Genomic DNA, 15,791 nt, shown 5'->3' with positions numbered 1-15,791 from the left:
CACGGGAACACGAAGAGGTGACCCAATGATCGAGACAACGACGACCCAGGCGGCAACGGTGACTCCACCGGAGAAGACGTACCTGAAGTGGTACAACAAGGTGGGCTACGGCTCCGGCGACATCGCAGGAAACGTCGTCTACGCCTTCATGTCGGCCTTCCTGATGATCTATCTCACCGACGAGATGGGCATGAACGCCGGCGTGATCGGCACGCTGATGATGGTCGCGCAGCTGTTCAACGGCGTGACCGACCTCGGCTTCGGGACCATCCTGGACCGCACCAAGACGCGGATGGGCAAGGCACGGCCCTGGATGCTGTGGCCCTACATCGGCTGCGCGATCACCCTCGTCGCGACCTTCGCCGTCCCGAGCAGCTTCGACGCCATCAGCAAGTACGTCTGGTTCTTCCTCGCCTACACGCTGCTGAACTCGGTGTTCTTCACCGCGAACAACATCGCCTACTCGGCGCTGACCGCCCTCGTCACCCGCAACAACGCCGAACGCGTCCAGATGGGCTCCATCCGGTTCATGTTCGCCTTCACCACCAGCATGCTCATCCAGACCTTCACCGTCCAGGGGGTCTCAATGCTGGGTGGCGGCACCCAAGGATGGCGCACCATCGCGATCATCTACGCGATCATCGGCCTCGCGGTCAACACGCTGTCGGTGATGTCGGTCAAGGAACTGCCGCCGGAGGAACTGGCCGACCGCCCCGACGCCCCCCAGGCCCGCGAGGAGCTCGAGCAGAGCGAGCGGTACACCTTCAAGGAAGGCGCGCGCCTCCTCCTCACCAACAAGTACTACCTGATCATCCTCGCCGTGTTCCTGCTGTCGCAGATCTTCACCGCCACCCTGAACATGGGCATCTACTTCATGACCTACATCCTGGGCGACGCGACGAAGCTGGGTGTCTTCGCCTGGGCGATCAACATCCCGCTGATCATCGGCCTGCTGTTCACCCCCGTGCTGGTGAAGCGGTTCGGCCAGATGTACAAGGTCAACATGGTCGGCTACGCGATCGCGGTCGTCGGCCGGATCGGCGTCGTCGTCGGCGCCTACCTCGGGAGCATCCCGCTGATGCTGCTGTTCTCCGCGGTGGCATCCTTCGGGATGAGCCCGCTGCAGGGCACCCTGAACGCGCTCATCGCCGAGGCGTCCGAGCACACCTACCTGAAGAGCAAGAAGCGCCTCGACGGGATGATGTACTCCTGCACAACACTCGGCGTGAAGATCGGAGGCGGCCTCGGCACCGCCCTGACCGGCTGGCTGCTCGCCGCCAGCGGCTACGTCGGCGGCGCCGCGGTCCAGTCCGCGTCGGCGATCAGCATGCTCCACTTCATGTACCTGGGGATCCCGGCGATCGCCAATCTCGTGATCCTGTTCTTCCTCACCCGGCTCGACGTCGAGAAGGCGAACCGGAAGCTGCGCGCCTCCCTGGCCGTCACCAGCTAGCACCTGCGCGGTGGCGGCTGCTCGACCAGGCGGCCGCCACCGTCTGCCGGCCCACCAGCAGCAACCGGGTCATCCCTGTCCGGGGCCCGGGCAACCCCACGTACACGAATGAGGAGGATCGCCACCATGTCCTTGGCCATCGGCGTAGACGTCGGCGGAACGAAGATCGCAGCCGGGGTCGTCGACGAGAACGGCACGGTCCTCGCGCAGATCCGTCGCGCCACGCCAGCCCGCGACGCCGACCGGACAGCCGACACCATCGCGGAGATAGCCTCCGCGCTCGCGGCGGAGTACGGAGCCAACAGCATCGGCATCGGCGCTGCCGGCCTGGTGGATGAGGACCGCTGCACGGTCCTGTTCGCGCCGAACCTGGCCTGGCGCAACGAACCCCTCGGACAGCGGATCGGCCGGGCGACTGGACTGCCCACCGTGGTCGAGAACGACGCCAACGCAGCGGGCTGGGGCGAAGCCAGGTTCGGGGCGGCCCGCGGCGCCTCGTCCGCCGTCATCCTCACCGTCGGAACCGGCATCGGCGGAGCCATCATCCTGAACGGGGAGCTCGTCCGAGGCACGCACGGCCTGGCCGGGGAATGGGGCCACATGGTCGTCCGCCCCGACGGCCGCCGATGCGGCTGTGGACTGCGCGGCTGCTGGGAGCGGTATGCGTCAGGCAGCGCCCTGGTCGCCGATGCGCGAGAACTGGCCACCCTCGACCCGGCCCGCGGGGCCGGCCTGCTCGAGTCGGCCGGCGGGCGAGCCGACCAGATCAGCGGGATCCACATCACTGCGGCGGCCCGCGCGGGCGATCCCGCCGCCCTGGAGTGCCTGCGCAATCTCGGCGTGTGGCTTGGCCGGGGCATGGCGGCCTTGGCTGCGGCATTCGATCCTGACGTCTTCGTCCTCGCCGGGGGCGTCTCGGAAGCCGGCGACCTGTTGCGCCGGCCCGCACAGGAGTCGTTCACGTCGCTCCTCTCCGCCCGCAGTTTCCGGTCGGAGCCGGAGGTCAGGCTCGCCAGGCAGGGCAACCTGGCCGGACTCGTGGGAGCGGCCGACCTGTCCAGGGCGGTGTGATCCATCGGGGAGCTCATATGCAATGGAGCTCTCACTCACCCTTGTCGACCAGCCGTCACAGCGCACCCCTCACCGGCCTTCTTCCGTGGAAGCCGTGGACCTCACCGGTCCGCATGGAAACGGAAGTCGAGGACGAGCCGTGATCTCTGATGTGGTGTCAACAGCTTGGCGGTCGGTGGCCTCCAGTCGACGTCAGTCGGTGCGCCGGCGACCGTGACCGGGGTGAGGCCCGTGGCGACCAGGCCGTGTCCGAGGGCGCGCCGCCGGCCAGTGGGAGGAACCGATGACCGAGGTTGAGGCTTCTTCGGGGGGCGCGGTGTCGCTGGCGGAGGAGAGAGCGGCGTACACCGCCGCGGCCGAAGCCGGCGATACCGACGCCATGTACAACCCGGGTGTCCTGCTCGCGGATGTACTGGATCCTCCCGACCTTGCCCAGGCCCGCCACTGGTACACCACCGCCGCCGGCCCTATCGACGCCATCGAAAGCCTTCGAAACCTGCCACTTGTACTGGTGTCGGCGTACGACCTCATGTTTCGTGGCGGGTACGACCTGATGTGTAGGTCGGTTCCGACAAGTTGGCCCCTTGCTCGCCCTCTGTGTGGGTGAGCCACCCTTCGGTTCGTCAACGGCCAAGAAGACGAGCCGGCGCAACATGACGACTAAGCAAGCTAAGACCATCAACGAGCTACTCGAGGACGACTCGGACAGTCCAACAGTCACGTTCGTTTGATAGACAGCCGACGTCTGTCGATCCATCACGTTCCTTCGACAGACGTTTCTGCGGGCATGGCCCGTCTGAATGAGCGGCTCGGCCTGCCCTGTACCGGTGGAACTGCAGGAACTCCGTGGAAGCAGTCAACGGCGTCCGGGGCCGTAGCGAGGGGCGGATCTTCGCCACTCGGTGGAGGCGACACAATGGAGACATGCGTGTGCTGATGGTCGAGGACGATCCGTCCCTGTCGAAGCTGGTCTCCGACGGCTTGCGGAGCGAAGGGTTCATCGTCGACGTGGCGTCGAACGGTCGCGACGGGCTGTGGATGGCCCTGGAAGGGTCGTACGACGTCGCGGTGATCGACATCATGCTGCCCGCCCTGAACGGCTACGACATCGTGAAGGGCATGCGGGGGCGCCGGGTGTGGACCCCGGTCCTGATGCTGACCGCCAAGGACGGGCCGTACGACCAGGTAGACGCCTTCGACCTGGGCGCCGACGACTACCTGACCAAGCCGTTCGACTTCGTGGTCCTCGTCGCCCGGCTCCGGGCGCTGATCCGCCGCGGCGCACCGGAACGTCCGACCGTACTCAGCGTTGGCGACCTGTCGCTGGACCCGGCCAGCCACCGGGTGTGGCGCGGGGAGGTGGAGATCGAACTGACCGCCAAGGAGTTCATGCTGCTGGAGTACCTGATGCGCCAGCGCGGCCAGGTCGTCACCAAGTCCCAGATCCTTGACGGCGTGTGGGACCCGGCGTTCGCCGGGGACACCAACATCATCCAAGTCTACGTCGGCTACCTACGCCGCAAGGTCGACGAGCCCTTCGGGCGACACTCGATCGAGACGGTGCGCGGCGTCGGCTACCGGCTGGTCGACAGCCCTCCGGTGTCCTGATCCAGCACGTCCTGACCCGGCCGGTCAGGAGCGGCGGGCACGGTCTGGCCGATTGAGTCTTCTTCTGGCGGGGCCTGCCTGTGGAGCGGGAGTCGGATGGTGAACCGGGCGCCGCCCAGCCCGGAGCGGTCCACGGCCACGCTGCCCCCGTGCAGGGCGACGAGTTCGCGGACGATGGCCAGGCCCAGACCACTGCCACCGCCGTCGCGGGTGCGGGCCTCGTCCAGGCGTACGAACCGCTCGAACACCCGCTCGCGCTGGTCGGCGGGGATGCCGGGCCCGTCGTCTTCGACACGCACCACCGCCTGGGTCCCCTCGGGGGCGACCGAGAGCACCACGCGTGAGGTGGCCGCCCGCACGGCGTTGTCCGCAAGGTTGCGCAGCACCCGGACGAGCTGCAGCCGGTCCCCGCGGACCCGTGCGGGGCGTACGTCGAAGGTCACCTCGACCCGGCCGGGAGATCGGGGGCGGCGGGCCTCCTCGACCACCAGGTCGTCCAGGTCGACGTCGCGCCACCGGGTTGCGGGCACCGTCCCGGCGTCACCGCGGGCCAGGGTGAGCAGGTCGTCGACGAGGCGTTCCATCCGATGCGTCTCGGTGGCCATCACCGGCGCCAGACTGCGCCACCGCTGCCCGCTCGGGTCGCCGGCACCCATGTCGAGGGCGGTGTGCAGGCTGGCCAGGGGTGAGCGCAGTTCGTGGCTGGCATCGGCGACGAACTGGTTCTGCTGCCGGCGGCCCCGCTCGAGCCGATCGAGCATCTCGTTCATGGTCAGGGCCAGGCGCCCGATCTCGTCATCGGTCCCCGACACCGGGACACGCGCGCCGAGATGTCGCGACGAGATCGACTCCACCGTCCTACGGATCCCCTCCACGGGTCGCAGCGAACGACTGATCAGCCACCAGGCGATGATCCCCGAGGCAAGGACGATGACCGGTGTGCCCAGCAACAACAGCTTGAGGACGGTGGTGACGGCCTCACGCTGGGAGACCTGCGGCAGGGCCACGACGGCGGTGACGGGGTGATCGTCGATGAGGACCCCGGTGGCGGCGGTGACCGGGCCGGGGATGTCCTTGAGGGTCGGTAGGGGGGTGATGCCCTCTACCAGGACCTGCCCGACGGCCGGGTGGAGGGTGGTCAGTGGGGCGCCGGGACGCGAACCATAGAGGAGGCGACCCTGCGCATCGATCAGCTGGACGACGGCGCCGACCTCGGCGCCGGTCTCCCCGTTGAGGCCCTCGAGCCCTTCCCGGCCGACCAGATCGACGATGGCCTGGAGTTGGGCAGTGGCCTGGGTCTTCAGTGACGACGTCAGCGCAGAGTAGAGCGCCAGGCTGACGATGCCGGTCCCCATCACCAACGCCAGACCGACGATCGCCATGGTCGCGACCGCCAGCTTGGCCCGCATGCCAACCGCGAGCAGGATCCGGCTCATCATCACCTCCTGGTTCCCGCCCCAGCCTAGAGGTGGGGGCGGGCGGGGTGGGACGTCCTCATCGGCTTCTCACAGCCGGCGGGGAAAGTGGAAGGGAATCGCTGACCGAGTGGGTGGCCGGAGCTTCACCTCGAGCGGCGACACCGGAAGGAACTCCCATGACAGACTTTGCCACCAACGAACTGCCGGACCGCCGGCGCCGGGATGGCGCTGCCCGGTCGGGGGTGGGCACCGGGCACCACAAGAACTTCCCACAAGGCCGCCGCCCCCGGCGTCGCCGCCGCTGGCTGGCGATCCCCGCCCTCGTACTCGCCACCCTTCTCCTGTGGAACGGTGTCTCGCTGGGCCAGGCGCTCACCGCTCCGGGCACCGACACCACCGCCGCCCGCGTCGCCGAATGGGCCCGCGACCACGGCATGAGCGGCCTCATCACCGTTCTGGAACAGTGGCAGTACAAGCTGAACCCGCCCAAGTCGGGCGGGGCGCCCGCCCGCGGCGCCATCCAGACCGGCCCGACCGGTGCGGTACGCACCGAGAGCGTCCGACCCGCCACGATCCGCTCGCAGGCCGGCCCGGCCCTGCCGGGCGAGGGCCAGTGGCGGCCGCTGTACTCCTACCAGGGCCACACCGCGGCGCTGGTCACCTCGCTGCGCCCCGACAAGGTGCACACCTCCTACGTCGTCCACGTGGTCTGGATGGACCCCCGGCTGAACTCGTTCGTGCTGCATCCCGGGACGAAGGAACCGGGCCCGGTCCCGCACGAGTCGAGCCAGCTCAGCGGCAGCGCCGCCTCGAGCGTCCTGGCCTCGTTCAACAGCGGCTTCAAGATGGTCGACGCCCAAGGTGGCTACTGGCAGGACGGGCATGCCGTCGCCCCCCTGCGGGCGAGCGGGGCCTCGATGGTGCTGGGCACCAACGGCACACTGAAGGTGGAGAGCTGGCCTGGCGGCCAGCCCGGCGCCGGCGTGGCCGCGGTACGCCAGAACCTCACCCTGCTCGTCGACAAGGGCAAGGTGACTCCCGCCGTCGCCAACCCGAGCCCCAGAATCTGGGGCAAGACGGTCGGCAGCGCCGCCGCGGTGTGGCGCAGCGGCGTCGGCACCCGCGCCGACGGCTCGACCGTCGCCGTGATCGGTCCCTCCCTCACCGTCGGCGCGCTGGCCCACATCCTCCACGACGCCGGGGCGGTCGAGGCGATGCAACTCGACATCAACAAGGACTGGACCAGCTACATCACCTACACCCACAACGCCAACGCCACCACGGCCAAGAAACTGACCAGCGACGAGACCGCCGCGGCCGACCGCTACCTGCAGCCCTCCAGCCGCGACTTCGTCGCCGTGATGCCGCGGCACGCCTGATCGCTAGCCGAACTCACACCGAAGTGGTGAGGCGCAGCGGTCCCCTCTGGTTAAAGGGACGATCGCGTCCACGAGATGGGGCCCTCGTCGGGTTGATGCGGGAGGCGACCCGTGCGGACTCGACGAGAAGCGGCCCACACCTGGTGTCTGAGGGCGGCCACGGCCGGCGGCAAGGGGGCCGGCATCCACCAAGCCCGCAACAAAGAGCGACAGCGCCCACCCGCGGCGTTGCTGGCGTATGTCCTGAAGCATTCTGATAGAGGAGTCGAGGCCCGAGTGGCGGGTCAGGCGGTCGAGTTCGATGGCCTGCTCCAACTCGCCAACAGCCTCCTCGAGGCGCCCCATACGTCGGTGGATCAGGGCGATGTCGTAAAGGGTCACCGCTTCACCGAACCGGTCACCGACGCGCCGAAAGAAGGGAAGGGCCCGCAGGTACCGGTCCAGGGACACGTCGGAGTGAACCCCAAACGGCCCACACTCTGGTCGAAGCGTCCCCGGCCCCTGGCCTGCGCGTGTCGAACCTGCCCTGACCCACCCGTCGAGACCCCCTCAGCGCCCCCGGCACGTGCCTGGGCCTGGCGGACCCACCGGCGCAGGAGCCACACATTCCCCCCAGCCTGGCCCCCACCGCCCGACACGCAGCGGTCAGATTCGCATACTCGCCCAGATGATCCACCACGAGCCGGACAGCAAGCTCCTTCGTCTCCCCAGAAGTCCTCTCCGGCATGCTCACCCTCGTCCCACCACAGAACCTGCAGGACCTGCGCTTCCTCCACTGAGGGAAGTCCTCGACAGCCTCGCCACCCTCCAGTGGGTAAGTTGATGGGACGACGACCGGCCGCATTCCGGGCCGGGCACCGCATCCGCGTGGAACTCGGCTCCGACTTCCATGTCGGCCTCGAACCCCATCGGTTCCCGACCTGTACAGCCGTTTCGGGTCGGGCCCGGTGTGAGCCACGCAGACGTCCTGACAGACAGGTCCACCCTGGTCACCCAGCGGGCTCGACGTCTCGTCGTTGAGGGTCAGAGTCTCTCGTCCTTCGAGTCAGGGCCCCCTCCTACCCAGGCCACCTGACACCCTCTCAGTCGGGGATCGCTCAGTCGGCGATCGCTGCCTGCTCACGGACGTAGGAGTCGACGTGGCGCTGGAACGCCCCGGCCCCCAGCTTGCCGGCGATGGCCCCGATGACCAGGACCACCGCCAACAAGACCCAGGCCGCCCCCGAGAACCACTTCCCGGCCACGGTCCCCAGCAGGTGGATCACCAAGGTGATCAAGCCGGCCCAGCAGGCCGCCCCCGAGGGATTCGCCAGCAGGAACCGGGGGTAGGACATCCGCATCATGCCCGCCAAGGGGCCGGCCAGGATCCGCAACACCGCGATGAACCGCCCCAGGAAGACCGTACCCATGCCATAGCGATCGAAGAGGTACTGGGCGTAGGCGATACGGTCCCGGGACACGTGGTGGGGGAAACGCTTCTCCAGGCGGCCCAGCAGAGAATGCCCGTAGCGCCGACCCACCCCGTAGCCGATGGAGTCCCCGACAACAGCCCCGCTGAACGCGGCGACGAAGACCCACAGCGACGAGACCCGCAGGTCCGGTTGGGTACTCATCACCGCTCCGGTGATCAGGGCTGTCTCACCGGGCACCGGCACACCCAGGCTCTCGACCATCACCAAGGCCCCGATCACCAGATAGACGGCGAGCGGGGGGACCGACTGCAGGAACGCGACCAACGACATGGACTTCCAGAAGAAAAGGGGGACAACAAGACCGACAACTCCCTCGACGCTATCCCGCCAGTCTGAAAGAAGCCCGAGGCCCCGACCCACTGTGGACCATGAAACCGACTACCCGGCACCTTCACCGGCAGGAGACTGCCGCGACGCCGTTCGCGCGGCCATACCATGCTGACCCCTGAAGATCCGGCCAACCCTACGGGACGTCCCCCACCGTGCCGGCGATCCTGCGTTGTGTCTCGGTGAGGTAGAGGCGGTGGGCAGTGATGACCATCGCGAGCCAGGCCGCGCCCAGGAACCAGGCTCCCAGAACGTCGGTGAACCAATGGTGACCCAAGAAGACCCGGCTGACGCCGATAGTGAACGCGAAAAGGGCCGCCACCGTGACGGTCAGGACCCACGCCCACCGACGCCGCTGGCGCAGCAGCAACAGGTAGGCGACAATGCCAGCGATCACCAGGGAGTTCAGGGAGTGCCCGGAGGGAAAGGCAGGAGAGTACTCGTAGGGCGGTACGGCGTCCACCAGCGGGGGACGCGCCCGGCCGATGAGCTGCTTGCCGGCGATCGTCATCAGCAAGGACCCGGCCCCGGCAGCGGTGATGAGAATGACCGGCGTCCAGGAGCGTCGCCGGATGGCCAGCATCACCATGATCGCGGTCGCCGCGATCGGCATGCCGACCGCACCTCCGAGGTTGGTGTAGGCGGTGGCGAAGCTGTCCAACCACGGAGAACGCAGACCCATCATGGCCGCCAGCAAAGGCTGGTCCAGCAGGGCCACCCCGTTCGCGGCCGCGACGGCCTCGTAGACCTCGGAGGCGGCCCACGTCATCGTCGCGGCGATCGCGACACCGATGGCCAGGATCAGGACCAGGATCTGCCTGGGGCCCAGAACCAGGCCCATCCGGTGCGCGATCCCGGCCAACCAGTGTCCCGGGGGTGATTTCCACCGTGTCAGGTCACGGCCGCCGACGAGACGGTCCTCCCCCAGTTCTCCCGCGACACCCTTACCGACATCCTCGGGCGGACCACCAGCCTGGTTCGACATGTTCACTCCCTCATTCCTGATCGCGCTTTGAATCCTCATCCGACCCGAACAGCAGGAGGCACCCCCACATTCGGCACCACCCCGATCCCGGGACGTCGACGGGCAACAGCGATTCCCTGACCTTCTCGCCGGGCTCCAGACGGTGTCCGATACGCCAAGACTCCACGGCCGTGGAGAGGGCCGTTCGGTTCAGGGCTGGATCGCCCGCTTAGCGCCTTTCGGGTCCAGGAACCGCAGCCGCGGCATGATCATGTCGACACCGATCACGCGTACCGCCGGGGCCACAGTGAGCGACCACACGACCGACGCGAGGACATCCGTCGGGAAATGCACGGCATCGATCACCAGGGACAGCCCCACGACCACAACGAGTACCGTGCCGAGGGCCACGCTCAGGCCCAGCCAACGCGTGTCCCGCAGGACGAACACGAGCGCGACAACAAGCACGACAACGAAGACCATGTGACCACTCGGATAGGACGCATCCACCTGCACCGGCACGAAATGGTGAGGCTGCAACGCCACGTCCGGGCGCGGACGATGCACGATCAACTTCACGATGTCGGAGGGCACCCAAGTCACCGCGACCACGCCGGCGAACGCAAGAGCAGGCCGGAAATCCTTACGGACCAACCAGATGATCCCCGCCACGACCAGGGTGATGAGGATCGCAGGCCCGGGGCTGAACACGTGGTAGACCCCCGAGGTCAGCGCCCCGACAAACCCGACGTGGAACCCGTTGAGCCACACTGCCAAGCCCGCGTCGACAGGGAAATACTTCAACAGGAACCCGACGACCGTGACGAGGAGCATCGCGATGACCGCAAGCGTGATCAACGCCCGCGGAGAGGGCGAGCGGCGGAAGATCCCCTCCCCGTTCGAGGATCTCGCGGGAACTGCTGGGACAGGATAGTCAACAGCTGACATGGATGAGACAGATCTTTCTCTCGGGGCTTGGCCATCGCGTTCGGCAACACCGGACGACCTGTCCATGATCCTCATGCTCGCTGAGAAATCTGTTGACGGCACTGGAAACCGCACGGTCCCGCGAGGGTGCCCGCCCGATGTGGGCGGCGATCGCTGCACCATGCCCAGGGGGACCGCATCGGTGGGTCGGGAGGAGATCGGGCCCGAATCTCACATCGTGTTCACATCGAGCCCGAGCAACTGTGGGCAGCATCAAGTCAGTCGGCTTGAGTGCATTGACCGAAGGAGTCAGCATGAGTATCAAGAAGCTTCTCGTCACCACAGCCCTGGTGGCCACGCCCGTTCTGGGTGGCTTGGCCGCGGCTCCGGCCTTCGCGGCCCCATCCTCCCCCGTCCCCAGTAGCAGCGCCCCGCAGGCCGCCGTTGGCGGGTCGGAGAGTTCCGAGGCCACGACTGCCGAACAGGCTACTCTCGAATCGGCGAACGACGGCCCCGGCGGTCACGCTGACGCGAACGGCGCGAACGTGGATCATCAGTTCAACGGTCAAGAGTAATCGCTCACCGTGGTGGGGCAGCCGGGAGGCGGCCCCACCACGCGGGGCTCCAGGAGGCTGATGCATGCACGTGCTGGTGGTGGAGGACAATCCGCGTACTGCCGAGGTCCTGGGCCGGGGGCTGCGTGAGGAACATTGGGTCGTCGACGTGGTCACCACCGGTCGGGAGGCCCTGCGATGGGGTCGGACTCTGCCGTACGACGTCATCGTGCTGGATATCAGGCTTCCCGATATCAGTGGCCATGATGTCTGCCGGCAGCTCCGTCAGCGGGGCGTCTGGACCCCGATTCTCATGCTCACAGCCTTGGGTACCGTCGGAGCGGGCGACGGGACTGGACGAGGGAGCAGATGACTACGTGGTCAAGCCGTTCACCTTCGTCGAACTTACTGCGAGGGTCAGGGCGCTCGCCCGCAGGGGCGGCGTCCCTCGTCCCACCGTGCTGACGGTGGGAGGTCTCACGTTGGACCCGGCCGCCAACCGGGCCGAGCGCGACGGGGTCACACTCGATCTGTCCGCCAAGGAGTTCGCACTGCTGGAACTGTTCATGCGTCACCCTGGAGATGTACTGTCGCGCACCTTCATCCGGGAGAAGGTCTGGGACTTCGCCTACGAAGGTGATTCCAACGTGGTCGATCAGTACGTAGGTTATCTTCGGCGCAAGATCGACCGTCCCTTCGGCAGGCATGACGTGGAAACGGTCCGGGGACGCGGTTACCGGCTCGCGGGACCTGCGACGGGCTGACATGAGTCTGCGGCTGAAGGTGATCCTGATCTTCACACTGGGCATGCTGATCGTCGTGTCCGTGGTGGGGTTGTGGCTCGTGAACTCCCTGTCCCACTCCGTTGATGTCGCGATGGACACCTCGCTGCGAGCACGCGCGGACGCCTTGGTCCAGCAGTACGGCGCCGGCACAGGGTTCCAGGACGGAGCCCTCCGGGCCTCCGGACTCTCACCGGTGGACACCCTCGCGCAAGTCGTTGACGGCTCGGGCCGTCTGGTCGAGACGTCGGAGGGTGCGGGAACCGATCCTCTGCTCACCCCGACTCAGCTGACCCAGGCGCGTACGGCACCGCTGTCGGTGAACATCACCCTGCCGTCAGGTGAACCTGTTCGGGTGTTCGCGATGTCGATGGAGGCCAGCGGAGGGCCTTCCGCGTTGGTGATCACCGGTACGAGTCGTCGCGCCACCTTGGCGACGCTCCATGACATGGTGCTCCAGCTGGTCGCCGGCGGCGCCGCGCTGATGGTCCTGGCCACGGTGGTCGAGTGGATGGCTGTCGGGGCGACCCTCAAACCCATTGAACGGATGCGGCGGACGGCCGAGCGGATCAGCGGGGACCCGGACTCCGCTGCCAGGCTCCCGGTGGGACGCCGTCACGACGAAGTGGCGCGGCTCGGCCACACGTTCAACGACCTGATCGAGCGGATGCAGCATTCGCTGAGCCAGCAGCGGCGCTTCGTCGCCGACGCCAGCCATGAACTGCGTACCCCGCTGACCATGCTGCGCGCCGAACTGGAGTTGGGCGCGCGAGCGGGCCGCCGACCCGAGGAGCTTCAGCAGTCTCTGCGATCTGCGCACGCGGACACTGAGCGCCTGGTCCGCCTGGTGAATGGGCTGTTGGCTCAGGCAACAGCCGATACGGCGGCGACCGGCCCGGATCGGGGGCTCGTTGACCTTGCCGCCACCGCCGCCGAAGCCGTCGATCTCATGGATCGGGCACACAACGATGTCGCGATCGCTCTGCAGGTCACCGATGGGCCTTTCCCCATGGTCGGCTCACATGACCGGCTGGTGCAGCTCGCGATCAACCTCATCGACAACGCCGTCAAGGCGTCCCCTGTCGGTGGTCGCGTGGACGTGCTCGTCCAGCCCGATGATCGGGATGATGGCGCGGGAGTCCTGCTGTGTGTCAGTGACCGCGGAGCAGGATTCGAGGAGGGGTTTCTGCCACACGCCACCGAGCGCTTCGCCCGCGAACATCCCACAGAGGTCGATACGGGCGCGGGTCTTGGGCTGGCGATCGTCGAGTCCATTGCCCGCGAACATGCCGCGACTCTGCAGATCGGCAATCGTGCAGACGGGGGAGCCCGCGTGTGCGTCCGCTTCCCGATCGCCCTCGCCCAGTAGCTCCTGGCCCGCCGGTTTGGCGGTGGGGCCAGGAGCGCGGGGCGGGTCGAATCGTCACCGGTTCGACCGACCTGTCCGGTCCGGTCCGGTCCGGACAACTGGCTACCTCCCGTGGATCGGATGAGCTGTGGTCGTTGGGGGATGCGATCATCTGGAGCGTCAGTCCTTCGTCGAGATCGAGTCGACCAGTTCGCGGGCGCCGGAGATGTCCATAGCGGTGTGGTCGATCGGCTTGCCGTACGGTCGTTCACCGTGAAGCTCGCCACGAGCGCGATCAGGGTGATGACGAAGATGTAGATCGGCACCGACATCACGGTTTGCGTACGGTCGGTGAGGGCCTGGGCGATCAGCGGGGCGAAGGCAGCACCGAGGATGGAGCCCAGGGCGTACGCGATCAGCATGCCGAGCGGGACGCCGATCTGGGGGAAGGCCCCGAACCTGCCATGCTTGGCGGCCGGCGCATGTTCGACGGCCCTCAGCGCAGCGCAGCGCCGCCCCACTCACCCCCGGCGGAGAAGCCCCAGCTGGCTCCAAAGTTGCCGAGCGTGTACAAGGTGTTGTTCGTGGTGGACCGCAAGGACCCAGTCTTGCCAGACCATGAGGCCATCCCCAGCTGCTGCAGCACGATCCTGGCGCAGACACCGATGGCTCTGCGACGCACCTCCCCCGCCCCGGAGACGGTCGTCCGTGGCGTGGAGACCATGGAGAGCGTTACCAGGTTGCGCTCCGGGGATGTCGCATTGCACCAGCTCGTGCTGACAGCACTCCTGTCCATTAATCTCGTTCGTTTGACAGACAATCCGCCGCAAGGGCGTGAAGGTCGAGCAGGAGGTGGGGAGCTGGGCGAGCCTCCGGAAGCCGGCACCCGTGGTTGACGCCCGTGGGACTCACCCTTCCGTTAGACGCGGAGAAGCCTACTGACCACCGTGCGTGTCGAACAACACATTGATCGAACACTCAAGTTGATCGAGCGTCTCACTACACTGGAATGGCCCTGAGGAGACGTCCCCCCCATACGCCTCCTCAGGGATCCATGCCGGGGGAAGACTCGCAGCCCCCGGGAGGGATCCACACCCGACCCGCGGGCCCTATCGGCCACGGGAGGGCGACACACCTACGCACCCCATGCCTGACGGGCTCGTTCTTGTGGCGGTCCCCGGGCTGGCGGTGTCACCGGATGGCCAGACTGCCTTCCAACAAGCGCCCGTTCAGCACCGGGTCTGGTCAGGGCCTGACAACAGACCGGGTGCCTCGACACTAGGACCAGCTGTGGATGCAGAACGCGACAGGGTTGTCAGCGGAATCATCGACGAGCTCTCTCCCTGCTATCGCGGAAGGCTCGACACCAAACAGATCGCGGCGGTGGTGAACGACACCTGGAACCTCCTCGAAGGTCGCTCCACCGTCAACAGCTACCTGCCGATCCTGGTGACCCGTCGGGCCCGTGAGCAGCTGGCAGCCCTCCCCCCGGGAGCTGACCTTCAGGTAGCTCACCGCACCCGGATGTAGCCGTCAGGCCACCTTTCGCTGCCCGACCGCTAGTCAGCGCCTCCACTCAAACACCAGGCGGCGGGAGTCGCCGCAGCGGCGCCCCTGACCAAAGCACATAGCTGGTCTGGCTGTTGTAGCTGTCTGTTGTAGCTGGTCTGGCTGTTGTAGCTGGTCTGGCTGTTGTAGCTGGTCTGGCTGTTGTAGCTGGTCTGGCTGTTGTAGCTGGTCTGGCTGTTGTAGCGTGACCGTGCGACGGCGGCCCGGGCCGAGGGCGCCATGACACCCACAACGTCAGCGAGCCGCTTGGCGGATCCCGGAATCCTTGGCGCCTTGGGGCGATCGGAGGCCTCGCCGTGACGGGGCAACCGGGCACTCCGTCACGACAAGAGCCCGGCTCCCCTGGCCCCTCGCCCCCACGCGCGGGATTCAAAGAGGGGCCGGGACCTTGTGGTCTCCAGCCCTGGCGGGTGTGGCCCACGGACGACACTGTCCGCGGGCCTGGGTGGTGCTAGATCAGAAGCGGAACCCCAAAGTCCTCGGCCTTGGTAGGGACGGACGCCGCCCTTCCCCGAACCGCACCACCCTTCGCGATGGTGTCGGGAATCGGTCGATTCCCGACATGGTCCGACAGGGGTCCATTGGACCGCGAAAACAGGCTCTTCACAGTTGGGGGTGTAGGGGCTCTGGGCGGGTGAGGGCTGGGACGGGGGCGTGAAGAAGGGCCCTGGGTTGGAAGATGGAGGTTCTCTACGCCGTCATCGCCAAGCCCAAGGCCCGTATGTCCCAGCTTACGTCACCCCTGTCCGCTCCGTCTCTGGACGAGTTCTGCCGCCTCGACCGGCTCGGCCTGACCGTGGTCGGCCAGCAGGTTGCTCCCGACCACACCGTTCTGGTCTGCCACGTCGTCGCGCCCGGTGACCTGTGTCCGGCCTGCGGCCGGCGCGGGGACCCGCGTGACTCGGTGACTCGGCGGTTG

General features: G+C 67.3%; 15 protein-coding genes and 1 pseudogene. 11 read left to right on the top strand and 5 right to left on the bottom strand.

Annotated features, from left to right (window positions below; all coding sequences use genetic code 11):
• The first annotated feature begins 25 nt into the window (after window positions 1–25).
• From GA0111570_RS14010 to GA0111570_RS13995, 4 genes are all read left to right on the top strand, one after another.
• Window positions 26–1,453: an MFS transporter gene (locus GA0111570_RS14010; protein ID WP_092612617.1), complete on the top strand. Its 1,428-nt coding sequence runs from the start codon at window positions 26–28 to the stop codon at window positions 1,451–1,453.
• 126 nt (window positions 1,454–1,579) lie between these two features.
• Window positions 1,580–2,524, top strand: a complete 945-nt coding sequence (locus tag GA0111570_RS14005; RefSeq protein ID WP_092612613.1) for an ROK family glucokinase — start codon at window positions 1,580–1,582, stop codon at window positions 2,522–2,524.
• A 283-nt stretch (window positions 2,525–2,807) separates the two neighbouring features.
• Window positions 2,808–3,131, top strand: coding sequence for a hypothetical protein (locus GA0111570_RS14000; RefSeq protein ID WP_092612611.1), 324 nt, complete (start codon window positions 2,808–2,810; stop codon window positions 3,129–3,131).
• A gap of 317 nt (window positions 3,132–3,448) precedes the next feature.
• Window positions 3,449–4,132, top strand: coding sequence for a response regulator transcription factor (locus GA0111570_RS13995; RefSeq protein ID WP_092612608.1), 684 nt, complete (start codon window positions 3,449–3,451; stop codon window positions 4,130–4,132).
• On the opposite strand, the gene GA0111570_RS13990 is transcribed toward GA0111570_RS13995, so the two are convergent.
• Window positions 4,099–5,568 (bottom strand): sensor histidine kinase, encoded by a 1,470-nt coding sequence (locus GA0111570_RS13990; protein WP_175557507.1) that lies wholly within the window; start codon window positions 5,566–5,568, stop codon window positions 4,099–4,101. The genes GA0111570_RS13995 and GA0111570_RS13990 overlap by 34 nt on opposite strands.
• A gap of 158 nt (window positions 5,569–5,726) precedes the next feature.
• Here GA0111570_RS13990 and GA0111570_RS13985 point away from each other — a divergent pair, with 158 nt between their 5' ends.
• Window positions 5,727–6,929, top strand: coding sequence for a phosphodiester glycosidase family protein (locus GA0111570_RS13985; protein WP_092612602.1), 1,203 nt, complete (start codon window positions 5,727–5,729; stop codon window positions 6,927–6,929).
• Between the two features lie 3 nt (window positions 6,930–6,932).
• On the opposite strand, the gene GA0111570_RS18440 is transcribed toward GA0111570_RS13985, so the two are convergent.
• From GA0111570_RS18440 to GA0111570_RS13970, 4 genes are all read right to left on the bottom strand, one after another.
• Window positions 6,933–7,379, bottom strand: a complete 447-nt coding sequence (locus tag GA0111570_RS18440) for a tetratricopeptide repeat protein (protein ID WP_139283261.1) — start codon at window positions 7,377–7,379, stop codon at window positions 6,933–6,935.
• Window positions 7,380–8,026: 647 nt separating this feature from the next.
• Window positions 8,027–8,671 carry a DedA family protein gene (locus tag GA0111570_RS13980; RefSeq protein ID WP_092612599.1) on the bottom strand — a complete coding sequence of 215 codons (645 nt, stop codon included), beginning with the start codon at window positions 8,669–8,671 and terminating at the stop codon, window positions 8,027–8,029.
• Between the two features lie 193 nt (window positions 8,672–8,864).
• Complete coding sequence (locus GA0111570_RS13975) at window positions 8,865–9,713, bottom strand: phosphatase PAP2 family protein (protein ID WP_092612869.1); 849 nt, start codon at window positions 9,711–9,713, stop codon at window positions 8,865–8,867.
• 189 nt (window positions 9,714–9,902) lie between these two features.
• A complete protein-coding gene (locus GA0111570_RS13970) occupies window positions 9,903–10,550 on the bottom strand; it encodes a phosphatase PAP2 family protein (protein ID WP_175557506.1) in 648 nt (215 codons plus the stop codon).
• A 383-nt stretch (window positions 10,551–10,933) separates the two neighbouring features.
• Here GA0111570_RS13970 and GA0111570_RS13965 point away from each other — a divergent pair, with 383 nt between their 5' ends.
• From GA0111570_RS13965 to GA0111570_RS13945, 6 genes and pseudogenes are all read left to right on the top strand, one after another.
• Complete coding sequence (locus tag GA0111570_RS13965; protein WP_092612593.1) at window positions 10,934–11,194, top strand: hypothetical protein; 261 nt, start codon at window positions 10,934–10,936, stop codon at window positions 11,192–11,194.
• A gap of 64 nt (window positions 11,195–11,258) precedes the next feature.
• Window positions 11,259–11,546, top strand: a complete 288-nt coding sequence (locus GA0111570_RS18145; protein WP_245703225.1) for a response regulator — start codon at window positions 11,259–11,261, stop codon at window positions 11,544–11,546.
• A gap of 4 nt (window positions 11,547–11,550) precedes the next feature.
• On the top strand, window positions 11,551–11,937 hold the full coding sequence (locus GA0111570_RS18140) for a winged helix-turn-helix domain-containing protein (RefSeq protein ID WP_245703224.1): 387 nt from the start codon (window positions 11,551–11,553) through the stop codon (window positions 11,935–11,937).
• A gap of 1 nt (window position 11,938) precedes the next feature.
• A complete protein-coding gene (locus GA0111570_RS13955) occupies window positions 11,939–13,324 on the top strand; it encodes a sensor histidine kinase (protein ID WP_175557505.1) in 1,386 nt (461 codons plus the stop codon).
• 1,269 nt (window positions 13,325–14,593) lie between these two features.
• On the top strand, window positions 14,594–14,833 hold the full coding sequence (locus GA0111570_RS13950; protein ID WP_092612587.1) for a three-helix bundle dimerization domain-containing protein: 240 nt from the start codon (window positions 14,594–14,596) through the stop codon (window positions 14,831–14,833).
• Between the two features lie 718 nt (window positions 14,834–15,551).
• Window positions 15,552–15,791 (top strand): annotated as a pseudogene (locus tag GA0111570_RS13945) (hypothetical protein); the annotation flags it as partial.

Origin of the sequence: Raineyella antarctica (assembly GCF_900092135.1) — a bacterium.
GTDB classification, from domain to species: Bacteria; Actinomycetota; Actinomycetes; order Propionibacteriales; family Propionibacteriaceae; genus Raineyella; species Raineyella antarctica.
This window is presented reverse-complemented; position numbering and strand designations above follow the sequence as displayed.